This is a genomic window from Kocuria sediminis (assembly GCF_009735315.1).
Classification (GTDB): domain Bacteria; phylum Actinomycetota; class Actinomycetes; order Actinomycetales; family Micrococcaceae; genus Kocuria; species Kocuria turfanensis.
In genome coordinates, this window is record NZ_WOGU01000006.1 from 26,516 (window position 1) to 47,601 (window position 21,086).

Sequence of the window (21,086 nt, forward strand, 5' to 3'; positions counted from 1 at the left end):
CCCGGCGCCCGCTCCGTCCGGAGCGGGCGCCGCCACGGGACCGCTGTCCTGCGGCCGGGTTCAGCCGGCGGAACGGCCCAGCTGCTGCGCGTGGTGCAGGTTCCCGGGAACCGTCCCGGTCAGGGCGGTCTCCGCCAGGGCCTCGCCGAGGGCCGGTGCCTGCTTGAACAGGTTGTGTCCGGCCAGGGCGGTGAGCCCGTCCTCGGACCACACGCCCACGCCGTCGTCGCCCCAGGGCAGGCGGGTGACCCAGCAGTGCACGTGGTCCACCGGGGACGGGTCGAGTCCGGGCAGGGCCCGCCGCACGTACCCGACCGTGCGCTCGGCGAACGCGGCGAGCTGCCCGGGGTCGGTCAGGCTGCCGTCCTCGCGGGCGTCCGTGTCGGCGCTGAGTCCCACGGAGTAGTGCCGGCCGTCCGGGTACGGCGCGGCGTAGACCCCCGTCTCCCCGAACTCGCCGCTGCCGTCCTGGAACGTGGGCAGCCCGGCCGGACCCGGCGGGTCCGCGACGGCGAAGGTCAGGCGGACGTGGGCGCCCAGGGCGACCGGCAGCCGGAGACCGGCCCCGTGCGCCAGCGGGGCGGTGCCCCGGCCCGCGCACAGGACCACGTGGTCGTGGTCCTCGCAGGTGGTGCCGGTGCGCACCTCCACCCGGCCGGAGCCGGTGCGCCGCACCGAGAGCACGTGCTCGCGCAGCATCGACTCCCGCAGCCGGTCCGTGAGGGCGCCGACGGCGGCCAGGGTGCGGATCGCCCCGCCCTCGACGTCGAGCATGGCCGGTCCGTCCCAGGCGGCCAGCAGCGGCAGGCGCTCGCGCAGCTCCGCGGGCTCGAGCGGCCGGACGGGGATGTCCGGGAAGGGCTCCAGGGTCCGCAGCTTCTGCGCCACGCCGTCCCCGATGGCCACGGCCCCGTCCGGGGAGATCAGCTCCACCCCGAACTCCTGCTCCCACGCCCGCCACAGGGCTCTGCTGCGGGCGACCAGCGCCACCAGCCGGGGGTCGTCGTGGGCGTGCCGGAAGATCCGGGACTGCCCGGCGGACTGGCCGCCGCCGGGCGGGCCGGACTCGTAGAGGGTGACGTCGGCGCCGCGGGCACGCAGGGCGTGGGCGGTGGCGAGGCCGACGATGCCCGCGCCCACCACGGCCACCCGGCTCATCGTGGCCCTCCGGGGGCGCTCAGGTGCCGTCGCGTGGGCTCAGCCGTCCTGGGCGGGGTCGGTGCTCTCCCCGAGGATGTCGTCGAAGGCCTCGCGCACGGCCTGCCGGGTGGCCAGGCGCACGCTCGCGGCGCCCTGCTTGTCGGCGGTGTCCGCGTCGGCGATGTTCTGGCGTTCCTCGCGCTCCTGCTCCAGGGCGTGGTCGCGGGCGGAGCGGATGCGGTCCATGATCTCGTTGGCTTCCATGGCCCCATCCCATCACGGGAACCCCCTGTTTGCACAGGGGGCTGATCATTCGGCGCGCGGCCGGACCAGCTCGACGGGCCCGGTCTCCGCGGGGACCTCGGGCGTCCCGCTGCCCACCATGACCACGGCGCTGGCCGCCACGACCAGGCCCATGCCCACCAGCTGCAGGATGGTGAGCCCCTGGCTCAGCACCAGCAGGCCCGCCAGCGCCGCGACGGCGGGCTCCAGGCTGAGGAGGATCCCGAAGACCTTCGGCGGGATGGAGCGCAGCGCCAGGAGCTCGAGCGAGTAGGGCACCACCGAGGACAGCAGGGCGATCCCCACCCCGCCGGCGAGCACGCCCCACGTCAGGGCCGGGGCGTGGGCGGTGGCGACGCCCACGGGGGTGACCAGGACCGCGGCCACGACCAGCGCCACGGCCAGGCCGTCCAGCTGGTCGAAGTGCCGGCCCGCGGAGCGGCTGCCCAGGATGTAGGCCGCCCAGCCCGCCCCGGCCAGCACCGCCCAGCCGATGCCCACGAGGTCGAGCTCCGCCCACGGCACCGTGAGCGCCTGGGAGATCAGCACGACCCCGGCCAGCGCCGCGAGCACGGCGAGCACGTCCCGGGCGCGGCGGGAGAGCACCGCCGAGAGCGTGAGCGGGCCCAGGAACTCCACGGTCACGGCCACGCCCAGCGGCAGCGTGGCCAGGGACTGGTAGAACGCGAAGTTCATCCCGGCCAGCGCGGCCCCGAACAGCAGCCCGGCCCGCCAGGCCTCGCGGCTGCGTCCGCGCAGCCGCGGCCGGATGACGACGAGCATGATCACGGCGCTGAGGAGCAGGCGCATCGTCACCGTGGCGGAGGCGCCGATCTGCGGGACGAGGACCGCGGCGAGGGCGCCGCCGAACTGGACGGAGACGACGGCCGCCAGCACGTAGGCGGTCGGGCGCAGCCCGGGGCGGCGGGCGGGGGCGAGGGTGGTCACCCGTTCAGGGTAGGGCCCCGCCGCGGTCCCCGCTCACACCCGGTCCGCCAGGCGCAGCGTGCCGTGCACGGGCGCGCGGTCGAGCACCCGCACCTCCCCGAGACCCCGCCGCGCGGCGGCCTCCCGGAGCCGCCGGCGCAGCAGCGGCTGGTGCACCGCGAGCCCGCCGCCGACCACCACCGGCCCGGTCACCGCCAGGCGCCGGGACACGGTCGCGGCGAGCTCCGCCAGGGCGTCCGCGGTGCGGTCCACCAGCCGCATCGCGTCCTCGTCCTGCGGGGCCGCGGCGAACGCCACCCGGGAGAGGTCCGCCCAGAACCCGCGCTCGGGGAGCGTGTGGAAGCGTTCGATGAGCCCGCCGGGCTCGGCGAGGCCGCAGCGGTCGAGGACCGCCCGGTCCAGGGCGTCGGGGACCCGTCCGTCGTCGTGCCGGGCGAGCGCGCGGCGCACCAGCTCCCGGCCCATCCAGTAGCCGCTGCCCTCGTCGCCGAGCAGGTGGCCCCAGCCCCCGGCGCGGGCCTCCCGCCCGTCGGGCGCGGTCCCCCACGCGGCGGAGCCCGTGCCGGCGATGACCGCGATCCCCGTGTCGCAGCCGCCGGCGGCCAGCACGAGCCGGGTGTCGTGCACCACGACGACGCGGGCCAGGCCCGCGTGCGGGGCGATCAGCCCGCGCAGCGCCTCCGCGTCGGCCGCGGTGTCCACCCCGCCGGCGCCCGCCACCACGACGTCCGCGTCCGCGGCGCCCAGCTCGGCGAGGACCTGCGCCAGGACGGCGGCCGCCGCGTCCCGGCTGACGTTCTGCACGTTCGCGCTGCCGCCGAACGCCTCCCGCGCCACCGCGCCGCCCTCGGCGCGCAGGCCGTGGGTCTTGGTGCCGCCGATGTCCAGGCCGATGAGGATGCTCATGGGCCCATCCTGCCGTTTCCCGCTCCCCGGACGGCGCACCGGCGGCGGTGCCCGGCGGGGAGCGCCGACGCCGGACGTGCCCTGGCGGGAGCCCGGCGGCGCGGTTGCCCGCGCGGGTGCCCGAGGGCCAGACTGTCACGGTCGTCCCCCCGGCGCGGACCGCCCGCCGGCCCGCACGGGCGTCCGGGCCGGGACGCCCGCACCGCGGAACGCCGGTGCACCACGTCTCCTCGTCCGGCACGGCGGAAGGATCCAGCCCATGACCTCGGCACGGTACGTCGTGGTCGGCGCCGGGCTGATGGGCGCCGCCACCGCCTGGCAGCTGGCCGGGCGCGGCGAGGAGGTCGTGCTCGTGGAGCGTGACGTCCCGGCCGGCCCGCGCGGCTCCTCGCACGGGTCCGCCCGGATCTTCCGCTACGCCTACGCGGACCCCTTCTACGCAGAGCTCGTCGTCCGTTCCGAACCGTGGTGGGCCCGGCTGGAGCGAGGGGCGGGGCGCCGGCTGATCGACCGGGTCGGCGGCGTGGACCACGGCCGGGGGCGGGAGCCCGAACGCCTGGCCCGTGTCCTCGAGGCGGCCGGCGTGGCGCACGAGCTGCTCGGCCCCGCCCGGGCCCGCTCCCGGTGGCCGCAGCTGACCGTCGAGACCTCCGTCCTGTACCAGCCCGGGGCAGGGGTGCTGGACGCCCGGGCGGCCGCCGAGGCCATGGTGGAGCTCGCGGTGGCGGCCGGGGCGCAGCTGCGCACCGCCTGGCCGGTCCGGGGGATCGCCCGGACCGGTGCCGGGTTCACGGTCTCCGGCCCCGGCGGGGAGACGCTCGACGCCGGGCACGTGGTGGTCGCCGCGGGCGGCCACCTCCCCGACCTGATCGGGGAGCTGCCCCTGCCGGCGGCGTTCCTGGCTGGCCTGCCGCGGCTGCGCGTGCGGCAGGAGAGCGCCTTCCACTTCCCGTACCGGGACCCGGACCGGCCCTGGCCCACCACGATCCGCGAGGACGGGGGACTGCCGGTCTACTCCCTGCCCGGCGGGCGGGACGCCGGCTTCCGCGGCCAGAAGGTCGCCGAGTACCACGGCGGTCGCCCCCTGCGCTCGGCGGCCGCGCAGGACGGCGTGGTCGACCCCGCCCACCGCGCCCGGGTGGTGGCCCACGTGCGGGCGCACCTGCCGGGGCTGGTCCCCGAGCCCTACGCCGAGACCACGTGCCTGTTCACCAGCACCCCGGACGAGGAGTTCGTGCTCGACTCCGCCGGCGGGATCACCGTGGTCTCGCCCTGCTCGGGGCACGGGGGGAAGTTCGCGCCGCTGCTCGGCGCGATGGCCGCCGACCTCGCCACCGGGGCCACGGAGGCCACCGGGGCCGCCGGGGTGCCCGCCCGGTTCCGCCCGGGCACGGCCGCCCGCCGGCGCCGCGGCTGAGCGCTGCCGGGTCACTGCGCCGCCGGGGCCTCCTCCCGCAGGTGCCGGTCGAAGAAGGCGGTGATCCGCCGCCGGGCGTCCTGGGCGGCGGGGTCGTCGTAGGCGGTGCGGCTGAACCGGCCCAGGACCCGCAGCAGGGGAGTGAGGTCGGCGGGGTCGTGGTCGTTCATGAAGCCGTGGCCCACCCCGGGGTAGATCCTGATGTCGTGCTCCACCCCGGTCTCGGTGAGGATGCCCTCCAGCCGGCGCCCGGCGTCCGCGCCCAGGGGCGAGCCGTCCGCGCCGCCGTAGCTGCCCACGATCGGGCAGGCCCGCGGCAACCACTCCTCCGCTCCCTCGGGACAGCCGCCGTAGTTCGTGCTGGAGGCCGCGAAGCCGTGCTCCGCGGCGAGTGCGAGGGCGTAGCCGCCGCCCATGCAGAAGCCGATGACGCCGATCCGCCCGGTGCAGTCGGGGCGGGCGGCGAGCCAGGAGCGGGCCGTCTCCACGTCGTCGAACGTGGGCCCGCGGCGGGCGCCGATGTCCTTCAGCACCGTGCGCAGACAGCGCAGCCGGCCGCCCCGGTGGAAGAGATCGGGGGCCACGGCGAGGAAGCCGTCGTCCGCCAGCCAGTCCGCCTGGTGGCGCAGGTCCTCGCTCATCCCGGTGACGTCGTGCACCACGACCACCCCGGGCCAGGGCGGCGGCGTGACGGGCACCGCCACGTGGGCGGGCATCGGCCCGTGGTCGGTGGTGAGCAGCGCGGTGGTCATGGCCGGATCCCTTCGACGGGCGGTGGAGGACGAGTCTGCCACTCCTCCGGGGGCCCTGCCACGGACCGGGGCCGGATGACGCCCGGGCGGCCCCGGTAGCTTGGCAGGCGCCCGTGCCGTCCCCCACCCAGGAGCCCCCGTGCCTGCTTCCCCCGCCCCGGACCACCCCTCGACGCCCGCCGGCGTCCTGGCCGCCGCGCAGACCGACGCCGACCGTTCCTCCGGTGCCGTCTCCGGTGCCGCCTCCGGCCGGGCGCCGGACGACGACGGATCCGTCCGCCGCAGCCTCCCGGGCAACGTGGTGCGCGGCGCGCTGATGGGGGTGGTCGAGACCGTCCCGGGCGTGAGCGGCGGCACCGTGGCCCTCGTGACGGGCGTCTACGACGAGCTCATCAACTCCGCCGGCCACGTGGTCTCGGCGGGCAGGCGCCTCCTGCTGGGCCCCGATCGCGCCGCCGGGGCGAGGCACCATCTCGCCCGGGTCGAGTGGGGGATCGTGCTGCCCGTGGCCCTCGGCATGGTCGCGGCCCTGCTGACCGTGGCCGGGCCGGTGAGCCACCTCGTCGAGGAGCATCCGGTCACCATGCGCGCGCTGTTCCTCGGCATGGTCCTGGCCTCCGCGGGCGTGCCCCTGCGCCTGGCCGGCGGGAACCTGCGCGCCCGCGACGCGGCGGTGGTGGCGGCCGCGACGGTCCTGGCCTTCGTGCTGGTGTCCGTGCCGCCCACCACGGTGGCCCCCACGCCCGTGCTCGTCGTCCTGGCCGCGATGGTGGCCGTGTCCGCGCTGCTGCTGCCCGGGCTCTCCGGGTCCTTCCTGCTGCTGACCCTCGGGCTGTACCAGCCGACCCTGCGCGCCGTGGACGAGCTCGACCTCGGCTACCTGTCCCTGTTCCTGCTCGGCGCCGCGCTCGGCATGGTCGTGATCGTGAAGGGCCTGCAGTGGCTGCTGGACCGCCACCACCGCGTGACCATGCTGGCGGTGACCGGCCTCATGCTCGGTGCCCTCCGGAGCCTGTGGCCGTGGCAGCTGGAGGACCGCGCTCTGCTCGCCCCAGAGGGGGACTGGTGGCTGCAGCTGCTCGCCGCCGCCGCGGGGTGCGTCGTCGTCCTCGTCCTCCTCGCCGTCGACGCCCGCACCCGGGCGCGCACCGGACACGGCGCCCAGGAGGAGCTCGCCGGGATCGAGTCCGGCGCCGAGGACGCACACCGCACGCGGTAGCCGGCCCGTCCCCCGCCCGGTGGAGTGCTCACCCGGCCGGCGGGCGCCAGGCCTCACCGGCGTCGAGGGCGGCCAGCAGGTCCGGGCCCGCGGCCTCCTCCACGACCTCGCGCGCGCCGACGACCACGAGCAGCGACCGCGCACGCGACATGCCCACGTAGACCATGTGCCGGGCACGGGCCATGTCGTGGAACCCGTTGACCGCCAGGACCACGGCCGAGCGCTCGAGGCCCTTGAAGCCCAGAACGTGCCCGTAGAACACGTCCTCCTCGGCGAAGTGCCCGTCCCAGTAGGCCCCGAACCCTTCGGCCTCCACGATCTCCCGCTGCACCGGGTGACGCCTGCCGGTGGTCAGCAGGGCGATGCGGCTCGGGTCCCAGCCCTCCTGCTGGAGAGCGACCACGGCGTCGTCGGCGAGGTCCAGGACCGCCCCCGGCTCGACGTCGACGAACCGCACCGCCGGTCCCTCCGCGTTCCGGCACCGCTGCGCCTCCCAGGCGAGCGGGGCGAAGGCCCGGGCGATGGTCGAGGTGTTGCGCAGGTTGTCGTCCAGCGGGAACGGGTTGAGGTCGATCGGGGCCTGCCCGTCGCGGTCGAAGATCCGCTGGTGCTCGTCGGTGAACACGAACAGCACGCCCTGCTCCGGGTCCTTGAAGCACTGCACGAGTGCCTCCCACCACAGCTCCCCGAAGTCCTGGGCCTCGTCCACGATGATCGCGTCGAACCGGCACTCCTCCGGCTGCGCGGCGGCCAGCTGCCCGAGTCGCAGGGGGAGCCGGCGCTCCCAGTGGTCGGGGTCGTCGTCCTCGCCGGGCTCTGCGCCCCACTCGACGGGCAGCTGGTGGAACAGCCCGATGTAGGCCGGGCGCTCCGCGTCCGGCCAGGCCCGGGACATCAGCTGGAAGTACCGCGCGAGCCCCCGGGAGTAGCACACCAGGGCGGTGCGGAACCCGTCACGGGTCAGCCGGCGGGCCTTCAGCATGGCCAGGTGGGTCTTGCCGGAGCCGGCGCCGCCGGTGATCTGGGCCCGGTGCTGCCAGCGCAGCAGGGACAGGGTCCGCTCCTGGTCCCGGGTGAGCTGGTTGCCGGAGTCCTCCAGCTCCCGCGCCAGCTCCTGCACGTTGCGCAGGGACAGGTGCGTGCGGCGCAGGTTCTTCACGACCAGCTCCACGGTGGCCCGGTCGGGCGGGGCGTAGGCCTGCGTGCTGCGGCGCAGCACCTGGTGCAGCCGTTCGGCGACGGCGTCCAGGTCGGTGCTGTCGAGCAGCCGGTCGCGCGGGGCGTCGGGGGCGTCCCAGTCCTCGGGCAGACGGGTGTAGGGCAGCGCCGCGAAGAACGTGGTGCGTCCGGGGCCGCGGGACAGCCGCGGCTTCAGATGGTCCAGGAGAGCATGCATCCCGGACCGGGCCTGCTCGAGCGGCGAGCGCTGCAGCCGGTGCGCGCCGGCTCTGCCGGACTGGTGCCACTGCCCGTCTCGCACCGAGACCTGTCCGCCCTTGACCTCGATCACCGCGTTGCCCACTCCGGGCCAGAGCACGAGCAGGTCGAGCTCCGCGTCGACGGCGTCACCGGTGATCCGCTGCCCGGAGACGAGGACCGCGTCCGCCGGCAGCTACTCCCGCAGGGCTCGCCAGACGCGCTGCTCCGCCTCGAAGCCCGGCGGGAACTCGGGGCACTCCGGAATGGTCTGCGGCATGGCCCCAGGCTAGCCAGGCTGTGCGCCTGCAACCGGGAGTCGGCGCGTTCCCGCGCGCCGGGGCCGGAGCCGGACGGAGCCGGACGGAGCGGGGGTGCCGGACACGGCGGAGGGCCCCGGTGTCGCGCACGACACCGGGGCCCTCCTGGTGGTTCGACGGCTGAACCGTGGTGCTAGATGCCGTCCTTGAAGTTCTTGCCCGCGTCCTTGACGTGTTCGCCGGCCTGCTTGGCGCTGCCGGACAGCTTGTCCGCCTGGCCCTCGGCCTGGAGGTCGCGGTTGTCGGTGGCGTCGCCGACCTTTTCCTTGGCAGCACCGCCCGCCTTTTCCGCGGCGTTGCTGATCTTGTCTCCGAGTCCCATGGAATCTCCTTCCGGTCGGTGAACAGATGCCCCCAGCCTAGACCTCTCAGCATGCTGAAGGAACAGCATCCGGGGTGCCGGGCCGGATGTTCCCGCACGGCGAACGGGGCGGGTCAGCGCCCGGGCACGTCCAGGCCGGCCTCGGCCACGCGCTGCCGCAGCCAGCCGGGGATCTTCCGGTCCATCCTCCGATAGCGGCCCAGGTGCCGCCGCCAGTCCTCGGCCGCGACCGGGTGCGGGGCGTGCGCCGGGAGCGGGGGTTCGTCGGCGTAGTTGAGCACCAGCTCCACCCCGGGCCGGTCCCAGCGCCGTTCGGAGACCGTGACGAGCAGGGTGGCCGAGAGCCAGGACCCGTCGACGAGGTCCGCGTAGTCGTCCTGGAGGGCGCGGACCAGCCGCCGCGGGGTGCTGCGCCGGCCGGCGACGTCCACGGGGTGGTGGGACGTGGTGCCGCCGCGGACCTCCCGCACCTGCAGGCGGAGGTCCCGGCCCACGCTGAGGACATCCAGCACCAGGGCGTCCCACCCCGGGTCCGCGCCGTGGGTGCGCGTGAGCCAGCGGGCCAGCCGGTCGATGGTCTTCCGCTGCCGGGGGCTCTGGAGTCTGTCGGTGCGCACGGCCACACGCTAGCAACCGCTCAGTCGGCGCGGATGACCACCTTCACCGCCCGGTGCTGCGCGGCGTTGCCGAACAGGTCGTAGGCCTCCTCCATCTGGGACATCGTGAAGCGGTGCGTGGCCATCGCCTTCGCGTCGAGCCGGCCGGAGCGGACCATGTTGAGCAGGTTGCCCACGGTGCGGCAGTCGACGAGGCCCGTGGTGATCCGGACGTTGGAGATCCACAGCCGGTCCAGCGGCAGCTCGACCGGCTTGCCGTGCACCCCGGCGTTGGCCACGGTCCCGTAGGGCCGCACCACGTCCAGGCACGTCCGGAACGTCTGCGGGATCCCGACGGCCTCGATGGCCACGTCCACGCCGAGCCCGTCCGGGGACAGGGCCCTGATCCGTTCGACGGCGTCCGGGTCCCCCGCGTTGACCTTGTCGGTGGCGCCGAGCTCGAGCGCCTTGTCCATCCGGTTCTCGTCGAGGTCCACGGTGATCACCCGACCCGCGCCGCAGAGGTTGGCGGTCATCACCGCGCCCAGGCCCACCGGGCCCGCCCCGACGATCGCGACCGTGTCACCGGGCTTGGTGCTGCCGTTGAGGATGCCGATCTCGAAGCCCGTGGGCAGGGCGTCGGTGAGGAACAGGACGTCCTCGTCGTCGAGACCCTCCGGGACCTTGTGCACGGAGGTCTCCGCGAACGGGACGCGGACGTACTCGGCCTGCGTGCCGTCGATGAGGTGGCCGAAGACCCAGCCCACGCCCCCGAGCGTCTGGCAGTGGGACGGCTGGTTGTTCTTGCAGTAGGAGCACTTCCCGCAGTTGGTGATGGCGGGGATGATGATCCGGTCGCCGACCGCCAGGCCGGTCACGGCGCCGCCGACCTCGGTGATCGTGCCGATCGCCTCGTGGCCCAGGATCCGGCCGTCGGTCACCGCCGGGACGTCGCCCTTGAGGATGTGCAGGTCGGTGCCGCAGATCGTCGTCGTGTCGACCTTCGCGACCACGTCGGTCGGGTCCTGGACCGTGGGGGCCGGGACGTCCTCCCACGCCTTGTGCCCCGGTCCGTGGTAGACGAGCGCCTTCATGGGGTCCTCCTCGATCGGCGGACCGGCGGGCTGCCCGTCCGCTCTGCTCATCGTAGGCAGGAGCTCCCCGGGGGCCGAGGGGTCACTGATATGAGACGAACCAGGGCCGCGGCTCGAGCGCGAACGTCTGCTCCGGGGTGAAGGTGGGGGTGTCCTCGTCGTAGAAGTTCTTCCACGCCATCCGGATCCCCGGGGGCAGGTCCCGCTTCAGCCGCTCCCACGTTCCCCTCTTCAGCTCCGGTGTGCCGTGGCCGTCGGCGTGCAGCACGAGCGCCAGCTCCGGGCGCGAGGCGTCCACCAGGTGCCGGTCCGGAATCATCGACTCCGCGAACTGGTGCAGCAGCACCACCTTCTGCGGCAGCCCGTGGCGGGCGGTGAGATCGGCCAGCCACGCCGTCGTCGCGTTGATCTCGGCCGCGTCCACCGAGCCGATCTGCGCCAGGTGCACCTGCCCGGGGGCGAGCCGCCACTCCGGGTCCAGGGCCAGTCCCACGTTGGGCAGGCGCAGCAGCTCCTCGTACTGCTGCGCCTGGCTCAGGAAGTCCTGGTGGCCGGGCTGCAGGTCGAGCACCACGTAGACGTCGTGCTCCGCGGCGGCCTCCACGTAGGGGCGCAGGTCCTCCACGGTCGACTCCCGGGAGTAGTCCCCGTCCTCGCCGGGCTCCGCGGAGGCCGTGGTCGCGATGATCTCGAACGCCGGGACCACCGGCTCCTCGCTGAGGGGCTCGTACTGCGCGGCCAGCTGCTCGGCACGGAGCGCGGACTCCTCGGGGCCCTGTTCGCCGAGCGCCCCCAGGGCGGGGGTGCCGGGCTGCCCGTAGAGCGCCACCATCCGCCGCCCGGGGAACACCTCGGTGCCTCCGCCGATCAGCTCGGCGGGCTCCTCGGACGTGGACGTGGACGTGGGGGTGGGGGAGGGGGGCGGGGAGGGCACGGACGACGACGAGCTCCCGCTCGCCGCGGGCGTGGCTGCCGTTCCTGGGCCGGTGTCCTGGGCGCAGCCCGCCAGGAGCAGCCCGGCGCACAGGACGGGGACGAGGAGGCGGGGCAGCGGCTCGGGGGTCATGAGGGGTCCTTCGGCCGGGAGCGGGTCTGCGGCCAGCGTACGCACCCGCGCGTTCCGGACCACCGTCAGGGCGTCTCCCGCGCGCCGGGCCCGTCCGGATCGCCCAGTTCCGCCAGCAGCCGCAGGCCGCGCTCGGCCCACGCGATCTCCTGCTCGGCGCGGGCCACCTGTCCCTCGTAGGCGAAGACCTTGAACCGGGTGATCCGCTCCCACTGGTCCTCCGGGTTGGCCGCCAGGCGCCGGGCGAGCGTGGGGTTCGTGCGGTCCTCGAGCGCCCGGATCTGCTCCAGGGCCTGGGCGCGCTGCTGCCGGTAGTGTTCGATGTGCGCGCGCAGCTGCGCGGCCGCCGCCCCGGGGGAGGCCCATTCGAAATAGGCGGCCTTCAGCTGGGCGGGATCGCGTTCCCGCACGTAGTCCAGCGGGGTGTCCTGCCACTCCCGCAGAGCGCGCTCCCCCTCGGCCGTGATCGTGTACTCGGTCTTGGTGGCCCCGCGGGATCCCCAGGGGACCGGCCGGCTCGAGAGCAGTCCCTCCGCGTGCATCTTCCGCAGCTCCGGGTAGATCTGCGAGTCGGGGGCGTGCCAGACGTGGCCCACCGAGGCCCTGAACTGCTTGACCACGTCGTAGCCCGTCAGCGGGCCGGAGGAGAGCAGCGCCAGCAGGGCCGAGCGGAGGCTCACGGGTGGCTCCTTCCGGGAAGCGGTGGATCGTCCTCCGAGCCTAGTCCGATCGGCGGGCCGTCACCCTTGTCAACGACTATCCCCATAGCTAGTCTGTGTTCCACGCCACAGACTATCTATGCAGGTAGTTATTTGTCCGTGCTCATCCCGACCGCCCAGCAGAGGACCGCACCATGACCGTCACCGCCACGCGGACCACCACGACCGCCAAGCTCCTGTCCCATCCGCTCAACGCCTGGTACGTGGCCGGATGGGACCACGAGATCACCGGCAAGGGGATCCTGTCCCGCACCGTCGCGGGCCGCCCCCTGGCTCTGTACCGGACCCAGGACGGCCGCGCCGTCGCGCTCGCCGACGCCTGCTGGCACCGCCTGGCTCCGCTGTCCCAGGGCAAGCTGGTGGGCCGGGACGAGATCCAGTGCCCGTACCACGGGCTGCGCTACAACGCCGCGGGACGCTGCACCGCGATGCCGGCGCAGGAGACGCTCAACCCCTCCGCGACGGTGCCGTCCTTCCCGGTGCTGGAGCGCTACCGGTTCGTGTGGGTGTGGCTCGGGGACCCCACCCTGGCCGACCCCACGCTCGTGCCGGACATGCACCAGATGGACAGCCCGGAGTGGGCCGGTGACGGGGAGACCATCCACGCGCCCTGCAACTACCAGCTCGTCCTCGACAACCTCATGGACCTCACCCACGAGGAGTTCGTGCACTCCTCCAGCATCGGCCAGGAGGAACTCTCCGAGGCGGAGTTCGAGACCACCCACGACGAGCGGTCCGTGACCGTGACGCGCTGGATGCGCAACATCGACGCCCCGCCCTTCTGGCGGAAGAACATGCGGGACCGGTTTCCCGGTTTCGAGGGGAAGGTGGACCGCTGGCAGATCATCCACTACTACTTCCCCTCCACCATCTGCATCGACGTCGGAGTGGCCGAGGCCGGCACCGGCGCGCCCGAGGGCGACCGCTCCCGCGGGGTCAACGGCTACGTGATGAACACGATCACCCCGGAGACGGGCCGCTCCAGCCACTACTTCTGGGCGTTCATGCGCAACTACCGCCTGGACAGCCAGCTCATCACCACGCAGCTGCGCCAGGGCGTGCACGGGGTGTTCGGCGAGGACGAGGCCATGCTGCAGGCCCAGCAGGCGGCCATCGACGCCAACCCGGAGCACGAGTTCTACAACCTCAACATCGACATGGGCGGGATGTGGGTGCGCCGCCTCCTCGAGCGGGCGCTCCAGGCCGAGGGCCGCGCCGCGGCCGTCCCGACCGCCGTCTCCGGCGCCTGAGCGGGCGGAACGGTCATGGCCGACTCCCGTCACCAGGTCTGGCAGCGCGCGGTCGTCGTCACGGTCGAGGAGATCGCGACGGGCATCCGGCGCATCGTCCTGCGCCCGGAGCTGCCCCGTCCCGCGGTACCCGGGGAGCACGTGGACGTCCGGGTCCTCATCGACGGGGTGCCCGTCGTGCGCTCCTACTCCGTGGTGGACGCCGCCGCCGACGGATCCGAACTGGCCCTCAGCGTCTTCCGCACGCCGGCCTCCCGCGGCGGGTCCGTGTTCATGCACTCGATCGGGGCCGGGCAGGCCCTCGAGATCACCCAGCCGCTGCAGAACTTCCCCCTGCGCATCGGCGCGCCCTCCTACGTCCTGCTCGCCGGGGGCATCGGCATCACCGCGGTCGCCGGGATGGCGGCGCTGCTGCGCCGTCTCGGGGCGGACTACCGCCTCGTCTACGCCGGCCGCTCCCGCCCCGCCATGGCCTACCTGGAGGAGCTGGCCGCCCTGCACGGCGACCGGCTCCAGGCGCACGTGGACGACGAGGGCGGGGCCCTCGACGTGGACGCCCTCGTGGCCGGGGTGCCCGACGGCGCGGAGCTCTACATGTGCGGGCCCATCCGGCTCATGGACGCGGTGCGCCGCGCCTGGGCCGAGCGCGGACTCGACCGGACCGGCCTGCGCTACGAGACCTTCGGCAACAGCGGCTGGTTCGAGGCCGAGCCCTTCCTCGTGCGCGTCCCGCGCCTGGGCGTCGAGGCCGTCGTCGGCTCCGACGAGTCCATGCTCGAGGCCTTGGAGAGGGAGGGCGTGGACATGATGTCCGACTGCCGCAAGGGCGAGTGCGGGCTGTGCCAGGTCAAGGTCCTCGACCGGGCGGCCCGGATCGACCACCGCGACGTGTTCTACTCGGACCGGCAGAAGGAGCCCGGCACCGCCATGTGCTGCTGCGTCTCCCGCGCCGTGCCGGCCGCCCCCGAGACCACCCCCGGCGAGCGCCCGAGCGCCGTCCTCACCATCGACGTCCCCTGAGAGGCCTGCCTTGGACATCCGACACCAGATCGACGCATCGAAGATGTCGTCCTACCAGTGGCTCATCATCGCGGTGGCCACGTTCCTCAACGCCCTCGACGGCTACGACGTCCTCGCCATGGCCTTCACGGCCACGTCCGTGACCGAGGAGTTCGGCCTCTCCGGCGCCCAGCTGGGCTGGCTGCTCAGTGCCGGCCTCATCGGCATGGCCGTGGGCTCGCTCGTCCTGGGCCCGTTCGCGGACCGGTACGGTCGGCGCACGATCCTCGTCGTGGCGCTGGCCGTCAACGCCCTGGGACTGTTCCTGTCCACCACCGCGGACTCCGCGGCGGCGCTCGGGGCCTGGCGTGTGGTGACCGGTCTGGGGGTGGGCGGCATCCTCGCCTCGGCCACGGTCCTCACCAGCGAGTACGCCAGTGCTCGGCGCCGCGGCATGGCCGTGAGCATCTTCACCGCGGGCTACGGCGTGGGCGCCACGCTCGGAGGCATGGGCGCGACCCAGTTGATCCCCGCCTTCGGCTGGCGCTCCGTGTTCCTCACCGGCGGCCTCCTCACGCTGGTGGCGATCGGGCTCGTGCTCGCCCTGATGCCCGAGTCGGTCGACTACCTCCGCACCCGGCGCCCGACCGGCGCCCTGCCGAAGCTGGAGCGCATCGCGCGGCGGATCCGGCTCTCCGGCGAGGTGGAGCTCGGCCCCGCCCCGGTCGCCGCCGGCCGAGCGCAGGGCGCCGTGGCCGCGCTGCTGAGCCCGCGCTATCGCACCGCCAGTCTCCTGCTGTGGATCTCCTTCTTCGTCATCATGTTCGGCTTCTACTTCGCGAACTCCTGGACGCCCCGCCTGCTGGTGGAGTCCGGGATGACCGAGCAGCAGGGCATCGTCGGCGGGCTCATGCTCACCATGGGCGGCACCTTCGGCTCCCTGCTGTACGGCCTGCTCACGACCCGCTGGGAGGCGCGGGCCACGCTCATGGTCTTCACGGTCCTCTCGGCGCTCACCCTCGTCGTGTTCATCACGACCACCTCCGTGCCGCTGCTCGCCTTCGCGAGCGGGGTGCTGGTGGGGATGCTCATCAACGGCTGCATCGCCGGGCTGTACACGGTCGCGCCGCAGACCTACGAGCCCGGGGTCCGGACCACCGGCGTGGGCTGGGGCATCGGCGTGGGCCGGGCCGGGGCGATCCTCGCCCCCATCGCGGTGGGCGCGCTGCTCGACGCCGGGTGGAGCCCCACCGCCCTGTACGTGGTCGTGGCCGCGGTCGTGGTCCTGGCGGCTCTCGCGCTGCTGCGGCTGCGCCCCTTCGAGGAGGTGGGCGAGACCGCTCCGGAGCGCGCTCCGGCGGTGCGCTGAGCCCAGGCCGGCGGCCGCTCGGTGCCGCGGGCCGGGTGGTGCCGGGCCGGGTGGCGCTGGGCCCGGCCCGGCGACGACGAACGGACCCCCGCGACCGATCAGCTCGGTCGCGGGGGTCCGTTCGTCGGGTGCCCGGGAAGTGCGCTGCCCCGGGATCAGGCCTTCTGCACGGTGATCGACCACTCGGCCGCGCCGCGCTTGGAGAACTGCGTGACGGGGTAGCCGTTCTCGGCCGCCCAGCGCGGGATGGCCTCGGTGCCCTGCGTGCAGTCGAAGTTGATGACGAGCTCGTCGCCGGCGGGCATCTCGGCCATCGCGGCCTTCGCCTCGACGACGGGGAACGGGCAGACGAGACCGTCGGTCTCGAGGATGTGCTGTGCCATGATGAGTGCCTCCTGGGGGTCGGGGTCGGTGGGGCTCAGACGCCGGCCGGGACGCGGCCCGGAGCGGCGGACTTCTTGCGGGGGGCGATGAAAATCTTCGCGGCCGCCCCGGTGCCGAGGATCATGACGGCGAGGCTGACCCAGCCCTGCCACTCGAACGCGGCGGTGGCGACCAGGGCGTTGCCGATGGTGCAGCCGCCGGCCCATGCCGCGCCGATGCCCATGAGGGCGCCGCCACCGATGGAGCGCACGATCGTCTGCGCGTCGGGGACGCGGATCTTGAACTCGCCGGACCCCTTGGCCGCGATGAACGAGCCGACGAGGATGCCGAGGACCAGGAGCACGCCCCAGTCGACGAGCTCGACGTCGCCGGTGGTCAGGTAGCTGGTGAGGTTCGCGGACGGGGTGGTGACGCCGAGGCCGGACTCGCGGCCGGTGGCCCAGCTGGCGGGCCAGGCGATGATCGCGATGATGCCGACGACCAGCGCGGTCGCGAAGGGGTTCCACGCCTTCTCGAACAGCAGGTGGTTCAGGCCCGTCCTCTCCGGCGGGAGGGTCGCGAACTTCGCCCGCGGCTTGGTGAGGTGGTGGCGGGCCCACACGCCGGCGATCCCGACCAGGGCCAGCACGAGCACCCACGGGGAGATCCCGAGGGTCTCGTGGATCGACCCCTGCGTGCCCACGGTGATGCCGCGCAGGGTCTCCGTGGTGCCGGCCAGCGGGCCGTACTTGGAGATCGTGGCGAACAGCGCGTAGAAGAGGAGCGCGAACCAGGAGCCCACGAGGCCCTCGGCGGCGCGGTAGTAGGTGCCGGTGGCGCAGCCGCCGGCGAGGACGATGCCGAAGCCGAAGATGAAGCTGCCGACGACCGTGGCCAGCCACGGGAAGGCCGAGGCCTCGAGGGTGATCACGCCGAAGGCGTCCAGCACCCAGATGCCGACGGCCTGGACGGCGATGGCCACGAAGAAGGCGGACAGCCACCACGTGTTCTTCGCGATCCAGACGTCGCGGAACGCGCCGGTGACGCAGAAACGGCCGCGCTGGAGGACGAACCCGAGGGCGGCGCCGATGAGGAGACCTGAGATAAGCACCCGAAGATCGTATTATTTCCTCGGCAAGCATTCCAGGGGGCCGTCACGCGCCGTAGCATAGTGATGCATCCCTCAGCACATTGTGACGCCCCGCGGCCGGCCCGCCGTGCGGGGCGGACCTCCGGACGGAGCGCCCATGAGCAGACCCCGACCCCGGACCCCGGGTCCCGGCCAGGAGTCCGTGTGGGACTATCCGCGCCCGCCCCGGGTCGAGCCCACCCCGGAGCACGTGGAGGTGTGGCTGGGCGGGGAGTGCGTGGCCGCCACCACGGCCGCGCTCCGGATCCTGGAGACCAGTCACCCGCCGACCTACTACCTGCCCCGCGCCGCCTTCGCCGAGGGCAGCCTCCGTCCCTGCGAGGGGGCCTCGTGGTGCGAGTGGAAGGGCGCGGCGGCCTGGTTCGACGTGCAGGGCGGGGGACGGAGCGCCCCGCGCGCGGCGTGGACCTATCCCGATCCGGCACCCGGCTTCGCGTCCCTGCGGGGGCACGTGGCGGTGCTGCCCGGGGCGATGGACCGGTGCCTGGTCGACGGGGAGCGGGTGGTCCCGCAGGAGGGCGGGTTCTACGGGGGCTGGATCACCTCCCGGGTGGTCGGCCCGTTCAAGGGCGGCCCGGGCAGCCGGGGGTGGTGAGCCCGCGGCACGAGGACTCCAGTCCGCCGGAGCGGCGCTAGAGTTGTGCTGCCGGTCACTCCGGAGCCTACTAAAATGAAAGTCAGTCATTTAGAGTGGGCGGCACCGTGTTCCCGCCCGCAGAGGAGACCCCACCATGAGCGACGTCCTGCAGAACTACGTCGACGGCGCCTTCGTCGACGCCCACGGCACCGGCCGGATCGACGTGGTCGACCCGGCCACCGGGAAGACGGTGGCCGTCTCCCCGGTCTCCGACGCCACGGACGTGGACCAGGCCTTCGCCGCCGCCAAGAAGGCCTTCCGGACCTGGAAGCGCACCACCCCGAGCGAGCGCCAGCTCATGCTGCTCCGGCTCGCGGACGCGCTCGAGGCGCACAGCTCCGAGCTCGTCGACGCCCAGCACCGCAACACCGGCCAGCCCCGCCAGATGATCGCGGACGAGGAGGTCGGCGCCGGCGCCGACAACCTGCGCTTCTTCGCCGGCGCGGCCCGCACCCTCGAGGGCAAGGCCGCGGCGGAGTACATGGGCGAGCACACCTCCTACGTGCGGCGCGAGCCGGTCGGCGTCGTCGCGCAGGTCACGCCCTGGAACTACCCGCTGCTCATGGCGATCTGGAAGCTCGGCCCCGCGCTGGCCGCGGGCAACACCGTGGTCCTGAAGCCCTCGGACACCACTCCCGAGTCCACCCTCGTGCTGGCCCGGCTCATCGACGGCATCTTCCCCGCCGGCGTGGTGAACATCCTCCTGGGGGACGGCTCCACGGGGGCGCTCATGACCGCCCACCGCACGCCCTCCATGGTCTCCATCACCGGCTCCGTGCGCGCCGGGCGCGCCGTGGCCCTGGCCGCGGCGCAGAACCTCACCCGCGGCCACCTCGAGCTGGGCGGCAAGGCGCCCGCCGTCGTGTTCGCGGACGCCGACCTGCCCGCCGCGGCCAAGGCCCTCGTGGAGTTCGGCACCTTCAACGCCGGTCAGGACTGCACCGCGGTGACCCGCATCCTGGTCCAGGACAGCGCCCACGACGAGTTCGTGCGGCTGCTGGCCGAGGCCGCCCGGGACATCGTGACCGGGGACCCGGACGAGTCCAAGAACTTCTACGGCCCGCTCAACAACGTCCGGCACTTCGAGGACGTCTGCCGCAAGCTCGCCGACCTCCCCCAGCACGCGACCGTGGTCACCGGCGGAAAGCCGGTCGAGGGAGCCCCCGGCTACTTCTTCGAGCCCACCGTGGTGACCGGGGTGCACCAGGACGACGCCCTCGTGCAGGAGGAGACCTTCGGCCCGGTGCTCACCGTGCAGCCCTTCAGCACGGAGGAGGAGGCGCTCGAGCTCGCCAACGACGTGGACTACGCGCTGGCCTCGAGCGTGTGGACCACCGACCACGGCACGGCCATGCGGGTCTCCCGCGACCTGGAGTTCGGCTGCGTGTGGGTCAACACCCACGTCATGCTGACCTCCGAGATGCCGCACGGCGGGTTCAAGAACTCCGGCTACGGCAAGGACCTCTCCCTCTACTCGGTCGAGGAGTACACCCAGGTCAAGCACGTCATGCACGCCCTGGACGCCTGAGCGGGCCGGGCGGGTCAGTCCCGCCCGGCCGCCAGGCGCAGGCGCAGGCCGTCCAGCATGGCGCGCAGCGCCACGTCGAACGCCTCGTCGGCCGCCGCCGCCGCGTCCGTGGGGCGCGCCCGCACGGCGTCCGCGAACACCGGGGCCAGGTCCGAGCGCTCCCCGGGGTCGAAGATGTCGGCCGGCGCGGTGGCGTCGTAGGCGGCGCCGAAGACCAGGGACTCGACCGAGACGATGACGTCGGCGATGTCGCCGCGCGCCCAGCCGGCGTCCGCGAGCCCCCGGGCCACGGTCTCGTACATCTCCAGGGTGTGCGGGGAGTCCGCCACGGGCAGCACGGCCATGATCGGGATCATCGCCGTGTGCTGGGCGTAGCAGTCCCGGTAGGACCGCGCCCAGCGCTCGAGGGCCCGGTCCCACGGGAGGGAGCCGAAGCCGGAGCGGTCGATCCCCTGGTTGATCCGGTCCTGGACCCGGATCAGCACGTCGCGCTTCGAGGACGTGTGGTTGTACAGCGCCGAGGTGGAGACCTTCAGCTCGCGGGCGAGCTCCGTCATGGTGAGGTGCCGGTAGCCGCGGGAGGCCACGATCTTGATGGCGGCGCTGGTGATCCGCTCCTCGGAGAGCACCGGCTGGCTCGGGCGCCCGCGGCGGCGAGGAGGGGTTCGGGCGGGAGCCATGGGCGGGGGTCCTCCTGGGGGTCGTGCTGCGGATCGTGCTGCGGGTCCCGGTGCCGCCGGGCGCGGCCGCCGGGGACGGGCGGTCAGGTCGAGTCTAGGTCCGCCGCCGGACGGCCGTGTCCGCGGCCGCCGGAGCCTTGACCGCAGCCGGGGGCGCTCCTAGCGTGTGGACGATGACGGACGCCGACCTGCACTTCTACTTCGACCCCACCTGCCCGTTCGCCTGGCTGACCAGCAAGTGGGTCCGCACGGTCGCAGCCCGGAGGGACCACCGGGTGGACTGGCGGTTCATCTCCCTGCGCCTGCTCAACGAGCACGTGGACTACGACGCGTGGTTCCCGCCCGAGTACGAGGCCGGCCACACGGCCGGCCTGCACCTGCTGCGGGTGGCCGCCCGCACCCGCGCCGAGCACGGGCGCGAGGCCGTGGGGCGTCTGTACGCGGCCCTCGGGGCGCACACCTTCGACGCCGACCCGGTGCCCGGTCCCGGGACGCCCGGGGAGGACCGCCGCGCCACACCGGCCTTCCTCGAGCCCGTCCTGGAGGCCGCCGGGCTCCCGCCCGGGCTGGCCGCCGCCCTCGAGGACGAGTCCCTGGACGCGGTGGTCCGCGCGGAGACCGAGGAGGCCCTGGCCCTGACGGGCCGGGACGTGGGCACGCCGATCATCCACTTCGGCCCCCCGGAGGGCGTGGCCTTCTTCGGCCCGGTCATCAGCCGGCTCCCGGGGGAGGACGAGGCCCTGGAGCTGTGGGACCACGTGGTGGCGCTCGCCCGCTTCCCCGGTTTCGCCGAGCTCAAGCGCAGCCTCCGGGAGCAGCCGCAGCTGCGGGGGCTCGGCGCCGCCCCGGACCGCCCCGGGGCCGAGGAGGACTGGCACGCCGGGAGCCGCCGGACCAAGAAGTAGCGTCCCCG

General features: G+C 74.1%; 22 protein-coding genes. 8 read left to right on the forward strand and 14 right to left on the reverse strand.

Annotated features, from left to right (window positions below; genetic code table 11):
• Positions 1-60 precede the first annotated feature (60 nt).
• From GMA12_RS08340 to GMA12_RS08355, 4 genes are read right to left on the reverse strand one after another with little or no spacing between them, the layout of a single operon-like run.
• On the reverse strand, positions 61-1,158 hold the full coding sequence (locus tag GMA12_RS08340; RefSeq protein ID WP_156269041.1) for an NAD(P)/FAD-dependent oxidoreductase: 1,098 nt from the start codon (positions 1,156-1,158) through the stop codon (positions 61-63).
• Positions 1,159-1,197: 39 nt separating this feature from the next.
• Positions 1,198-1,404, reverse strand: a complete 207-nt coding sequence (locus tag GMA12_RS08345; protein ID WP_047802618.1) for a hypothetical protein — start codon at positions 1,402-1,404, stop codon at positions 1,198-1,200.
• 45 nt (positions 1,405-1,449) lie between these two features.
• Positions 1,450-2,370 (reverse strand): EamA family transporter, encoded by a 921-nt coding sequence (locus GMA12_RS08350; RefSeq protein ID WP_162459644.1) that lies wholly within the window; start codon positions 2,368-2,370, stop codon positions 1,450-1,452.
• 33 nt (positions 2,371-2,403) lie between these two features.
• The gene (locus GMA12_RS08355) at positions 2,404-3,276 is read right to left on the reverse strand and encodes an N-acetylglucosamine kinase (RefSeq protein WP_156269043.1); all 873 of its coding nucleotides are present in this window, start codon (positions 3,274-3,276) and stop codon (positions 2,404-2,406) included.
• Between the two features lie 259 nt (positions 3,277-3,535).
• Between GMA12_RS08355 and GMA12_RS08360 the strand changes: the two genes are divergently transcribed.
• A complete protein-coding gene (locus GMA12_RS08360; protein WP_156269045.1) occupies positions 3,536-4,693 on the forward strand; it encodes an FAD-dependent oxidoreductase in 1,158 nt (385 codons plus the stop codon).
• An 11-nt stretch (positions 4,694-4,704) separates the two neighbouring features.
• Here the strand turns inward: GMA12_RS08360 and GMA12_RS08365 are convergent, their stop codons facing one another.
• A complete protein-coding gene (locus GMA12_RS08365; RefSeq protein WP_156269047.1) occupies positions 4,705-5,445 on the reverse strand; it encodes a dienelactone hydrolase family protein in 741 nt (246 codons plus the stop codon).
• A 139-nt stretch (positions 5,446-5,584) separates the two neighbouring features.
• Here GMA12_RS08365 and GMA12_RS08370 point away from each other — a divergent pair, with 139 nt between their 5' ends.
• Positions 5,585-6,664 (forward strand): DUF368 domain-containing protein, encoded by a 1,080-nt coding sequence (locus tag GMA12_RS08370; RefSeq protein ID WP_370830850.1) that lies wholly within the window; start codon positions 5,585-5,587, stop codon positions 6,662-6,664.
• A 28-nt stretch (positions 6,665-6,692) separates the two neighbouring features.
• Here the strand turns inward: GMA12_RS08370 and GMA12_RS08375 are convergent, their stop codons facing one another.
• The 6 genes from GMA12_RS08375 to GMA12_RS08400 form a co-directional block, all read right to left on the reverse strand.
• A complete protein-coding gene (locus tag GMA12_RS08375) occupies positions 6,693-8,276 on the reverse strand; it encodes an ATP-binding domain-containing protein (protein WP_276607384.1) in 1,584 nt (527 codons plus the stop codon).
• A gap of 257 nt (positions 8,277-8,533) precedes the next feature.
• The gene (locus GMA12_RS08380) at positions 8,534-8,722 is read right to left on the reverse strand and encodes a CsbD family protein (protein ID WP_156269049.1); all 189 of its coding nucleotides are present in this window, start codon (positions 8,720-8,722) and stop codon (positions 8,534-8,536) included.
• Positions 8,723-8,835: 113 nt separating this feature from the next.
• A complete protein-coding gene (locus GMA12_RS08385) occupies positions 8,836-9,339 on the reverse strand; it encodes a hypothetical protein (protein WP_156269051.1) in 504 nt (167 codons plus the stop codon).
• 20 nt (positions 9,340-9,359) lie between these two features.
• Positions 9,360-10,412 carry an alcohol dehydrogenase catalytic domain-containing protein gene (locus GMA12_RS08390; protein ID WP_156269228.1) on the reverse strand — a complete coding sequence of 351 codons (1,053 nt, stop codon included), beginning with the start codon at positions 10,410-10,412 and terminating at the stop codon, positions 9,360-9,362.
• Positions 10,413-10,494: 82 nt separating this feature from the next.
• Positions 10,495-11,478, reverse strand: coding sequence for a hypothetical protein (locus tag GMA12_RS08395; protein WP_156269053.1), 984 nt, complete (start codon positions 11,476-11,478; stop codon positions 10,495-10,497).
• Between the two features lie 65 nt (positions 11,479-11,543).
• Positions 11,544-12,158, reverse strand: coding sequence for a PadR family transcriptional regulator (locus GMA12_RS08400; protein WP_162459645.1), 615 nt, complete (start codon positions 12,156-12,158; stop codon positions 11,544-11,546).
• A gap of 173 nt (positions 12,159-12,331) precedes the next feature.
• On the opposite strand from GMA12_RS08400, the gene GMA12_RS08405 reads away from it, so the two are divergent.
• From GMA12_RS08405 to GMA12_RS08415, 3 genes are read left to right on the forward strand one after another with little or no spacing between them, the layout of a single operon-like run.
• The gene (locus GMA12_RS08405; protein ID WP_156269055.1) at positions 12,332-13,447 is read left to right on the forward strand and encodes an aromatic ring-hydroxylating oxygenase subunit alpha; all 1,116 of its coding nucleotides are present in this window, start codon (positions 12,332-12,334) and stop codon (positions 13,445-13,447) included.
• A gap of 15 nt (positions 13,448-13,462) precedes the next feature.
• Positions 13,463-14,467: a PDR/VanB family oxidoreductase gene (locus GMA12_RS08410; RefSeq protein WP_156269057.1), complete on the forward strand. Its 1,005-nt coding sequence runs from the start codon at positions 13,463-13,465 to the stop codon at positions 14,465-14,467.
• A 10-nt stretch (positions 14,468-14,477) separates the two neighbouring features.
• On the forward strand, positions 14,478-15,815 hold the full coding sequence (locus GMA12_RS08415) for an MFS transporter (RefSeq protein ID WP_156269059.1): 1,338 nt from the start codon (positions 14,478-14,480) through the stop codon (positions 15,813-15,815).
• A 155-nt stretch (positions 15,816-15,970) separates the two neighbouring features.
• Here the strand turns inward: GMA12_RS08415 and GMA12_RS08420 are convergent, their stop codons facing one another.
• A complete protein-coding gene (locus GMA12_RS08420) occupies positions 15,971-16,198 on the reverse strand; it encodes a sulfurtransferase TusA family protein (protein WP_017833997.1) in 228 nt (75 codons plus the stop codon).
• A gap of 35 nt (positions 16,199-16,233) precedes the next feature.
• Positions 16,234-17,289 (reverse strand): YeeE/YedE family protein, encoded by a 1,056-nt coding sequence (locus GMA12_RS08425; RefSeq protein WP_162459646.1) that lies wholly within the window; start codon positions 17,287-17,289, stop codon positions 16,234-16,236.
• Positions 17,290-17,425: 136 nt separating this feature from the next.
• On the opposite strand from GMA12_RS08425, the gene GMA12_RS08430 reads away from it, so the two are divergent.
• Together GMA12_RS08430 and GMA12_RS08435 are read left to right on the forward strand one after the other, a co-directional pair.
• Positions 17,426-17,923 carry a DUF427 domain-containing protein gene (locus GMA12_RS08430; protein ID WP_156269061.1) on the forward strand — a complete coding sequence of 166 codons (498 nt, stop codon included), beginning with the start codon at positions 17,426-17,428 and terminating at the stop codon, positions 17,921-17,923.
• Positions 17,924-18,059: 136 nt separating this feature from the next.
• Positions 18,060-19,493, forward strand: a complete 1,434-nt coding sequence (locus GMA12_RS08435; RefSeq protein ID WP_156269063.1) for a gamma-aminobutyraldehyde dehydrogenase — start codon at positions 18,060-18,062, stop codon at positions 19,491-19,493.
• 14 nt (positions 19,494-19,507) lie between these two features.
• Here the strand turns inward: GMA12_RS08435 and GMA12_RS08440 are convergent, their stop codons facing one another.
• The gene (locus tag GMA12_RS08440) at positions 19,508-20,173 is read right to left on the reverse strand and encodes a TetR/AcrR family transcriptional regulator (protein WP_156269065.1); all 666 of its coding nucleotides are present in this window, start codon (positions 20,171-20,173) and stop codon (positions 19,508-19,510) included.
• Between the two features lie 173 nt (positions 20,174-20,346).
• Here GMA12_RS08440 and GMA12_RS08445 point away from each other — a divergent pair, with 173 nt between their 5' ends.
• Positions 20,347-21,078 (forward strand): mycothiol-dependent nitroreductase Rv2466c family protein, encoded by a 732-nt coding sequence (locus GMA12_RS08445; RefSeq protein ID WP_156269067.1) that lies wholly within the window; start codon positions 20,347-20,349, stop codon positions 21,076-21,078.
• The last annotated feature ends 8 nt before the right edge of the window (positions 21,079-21,086 follow it).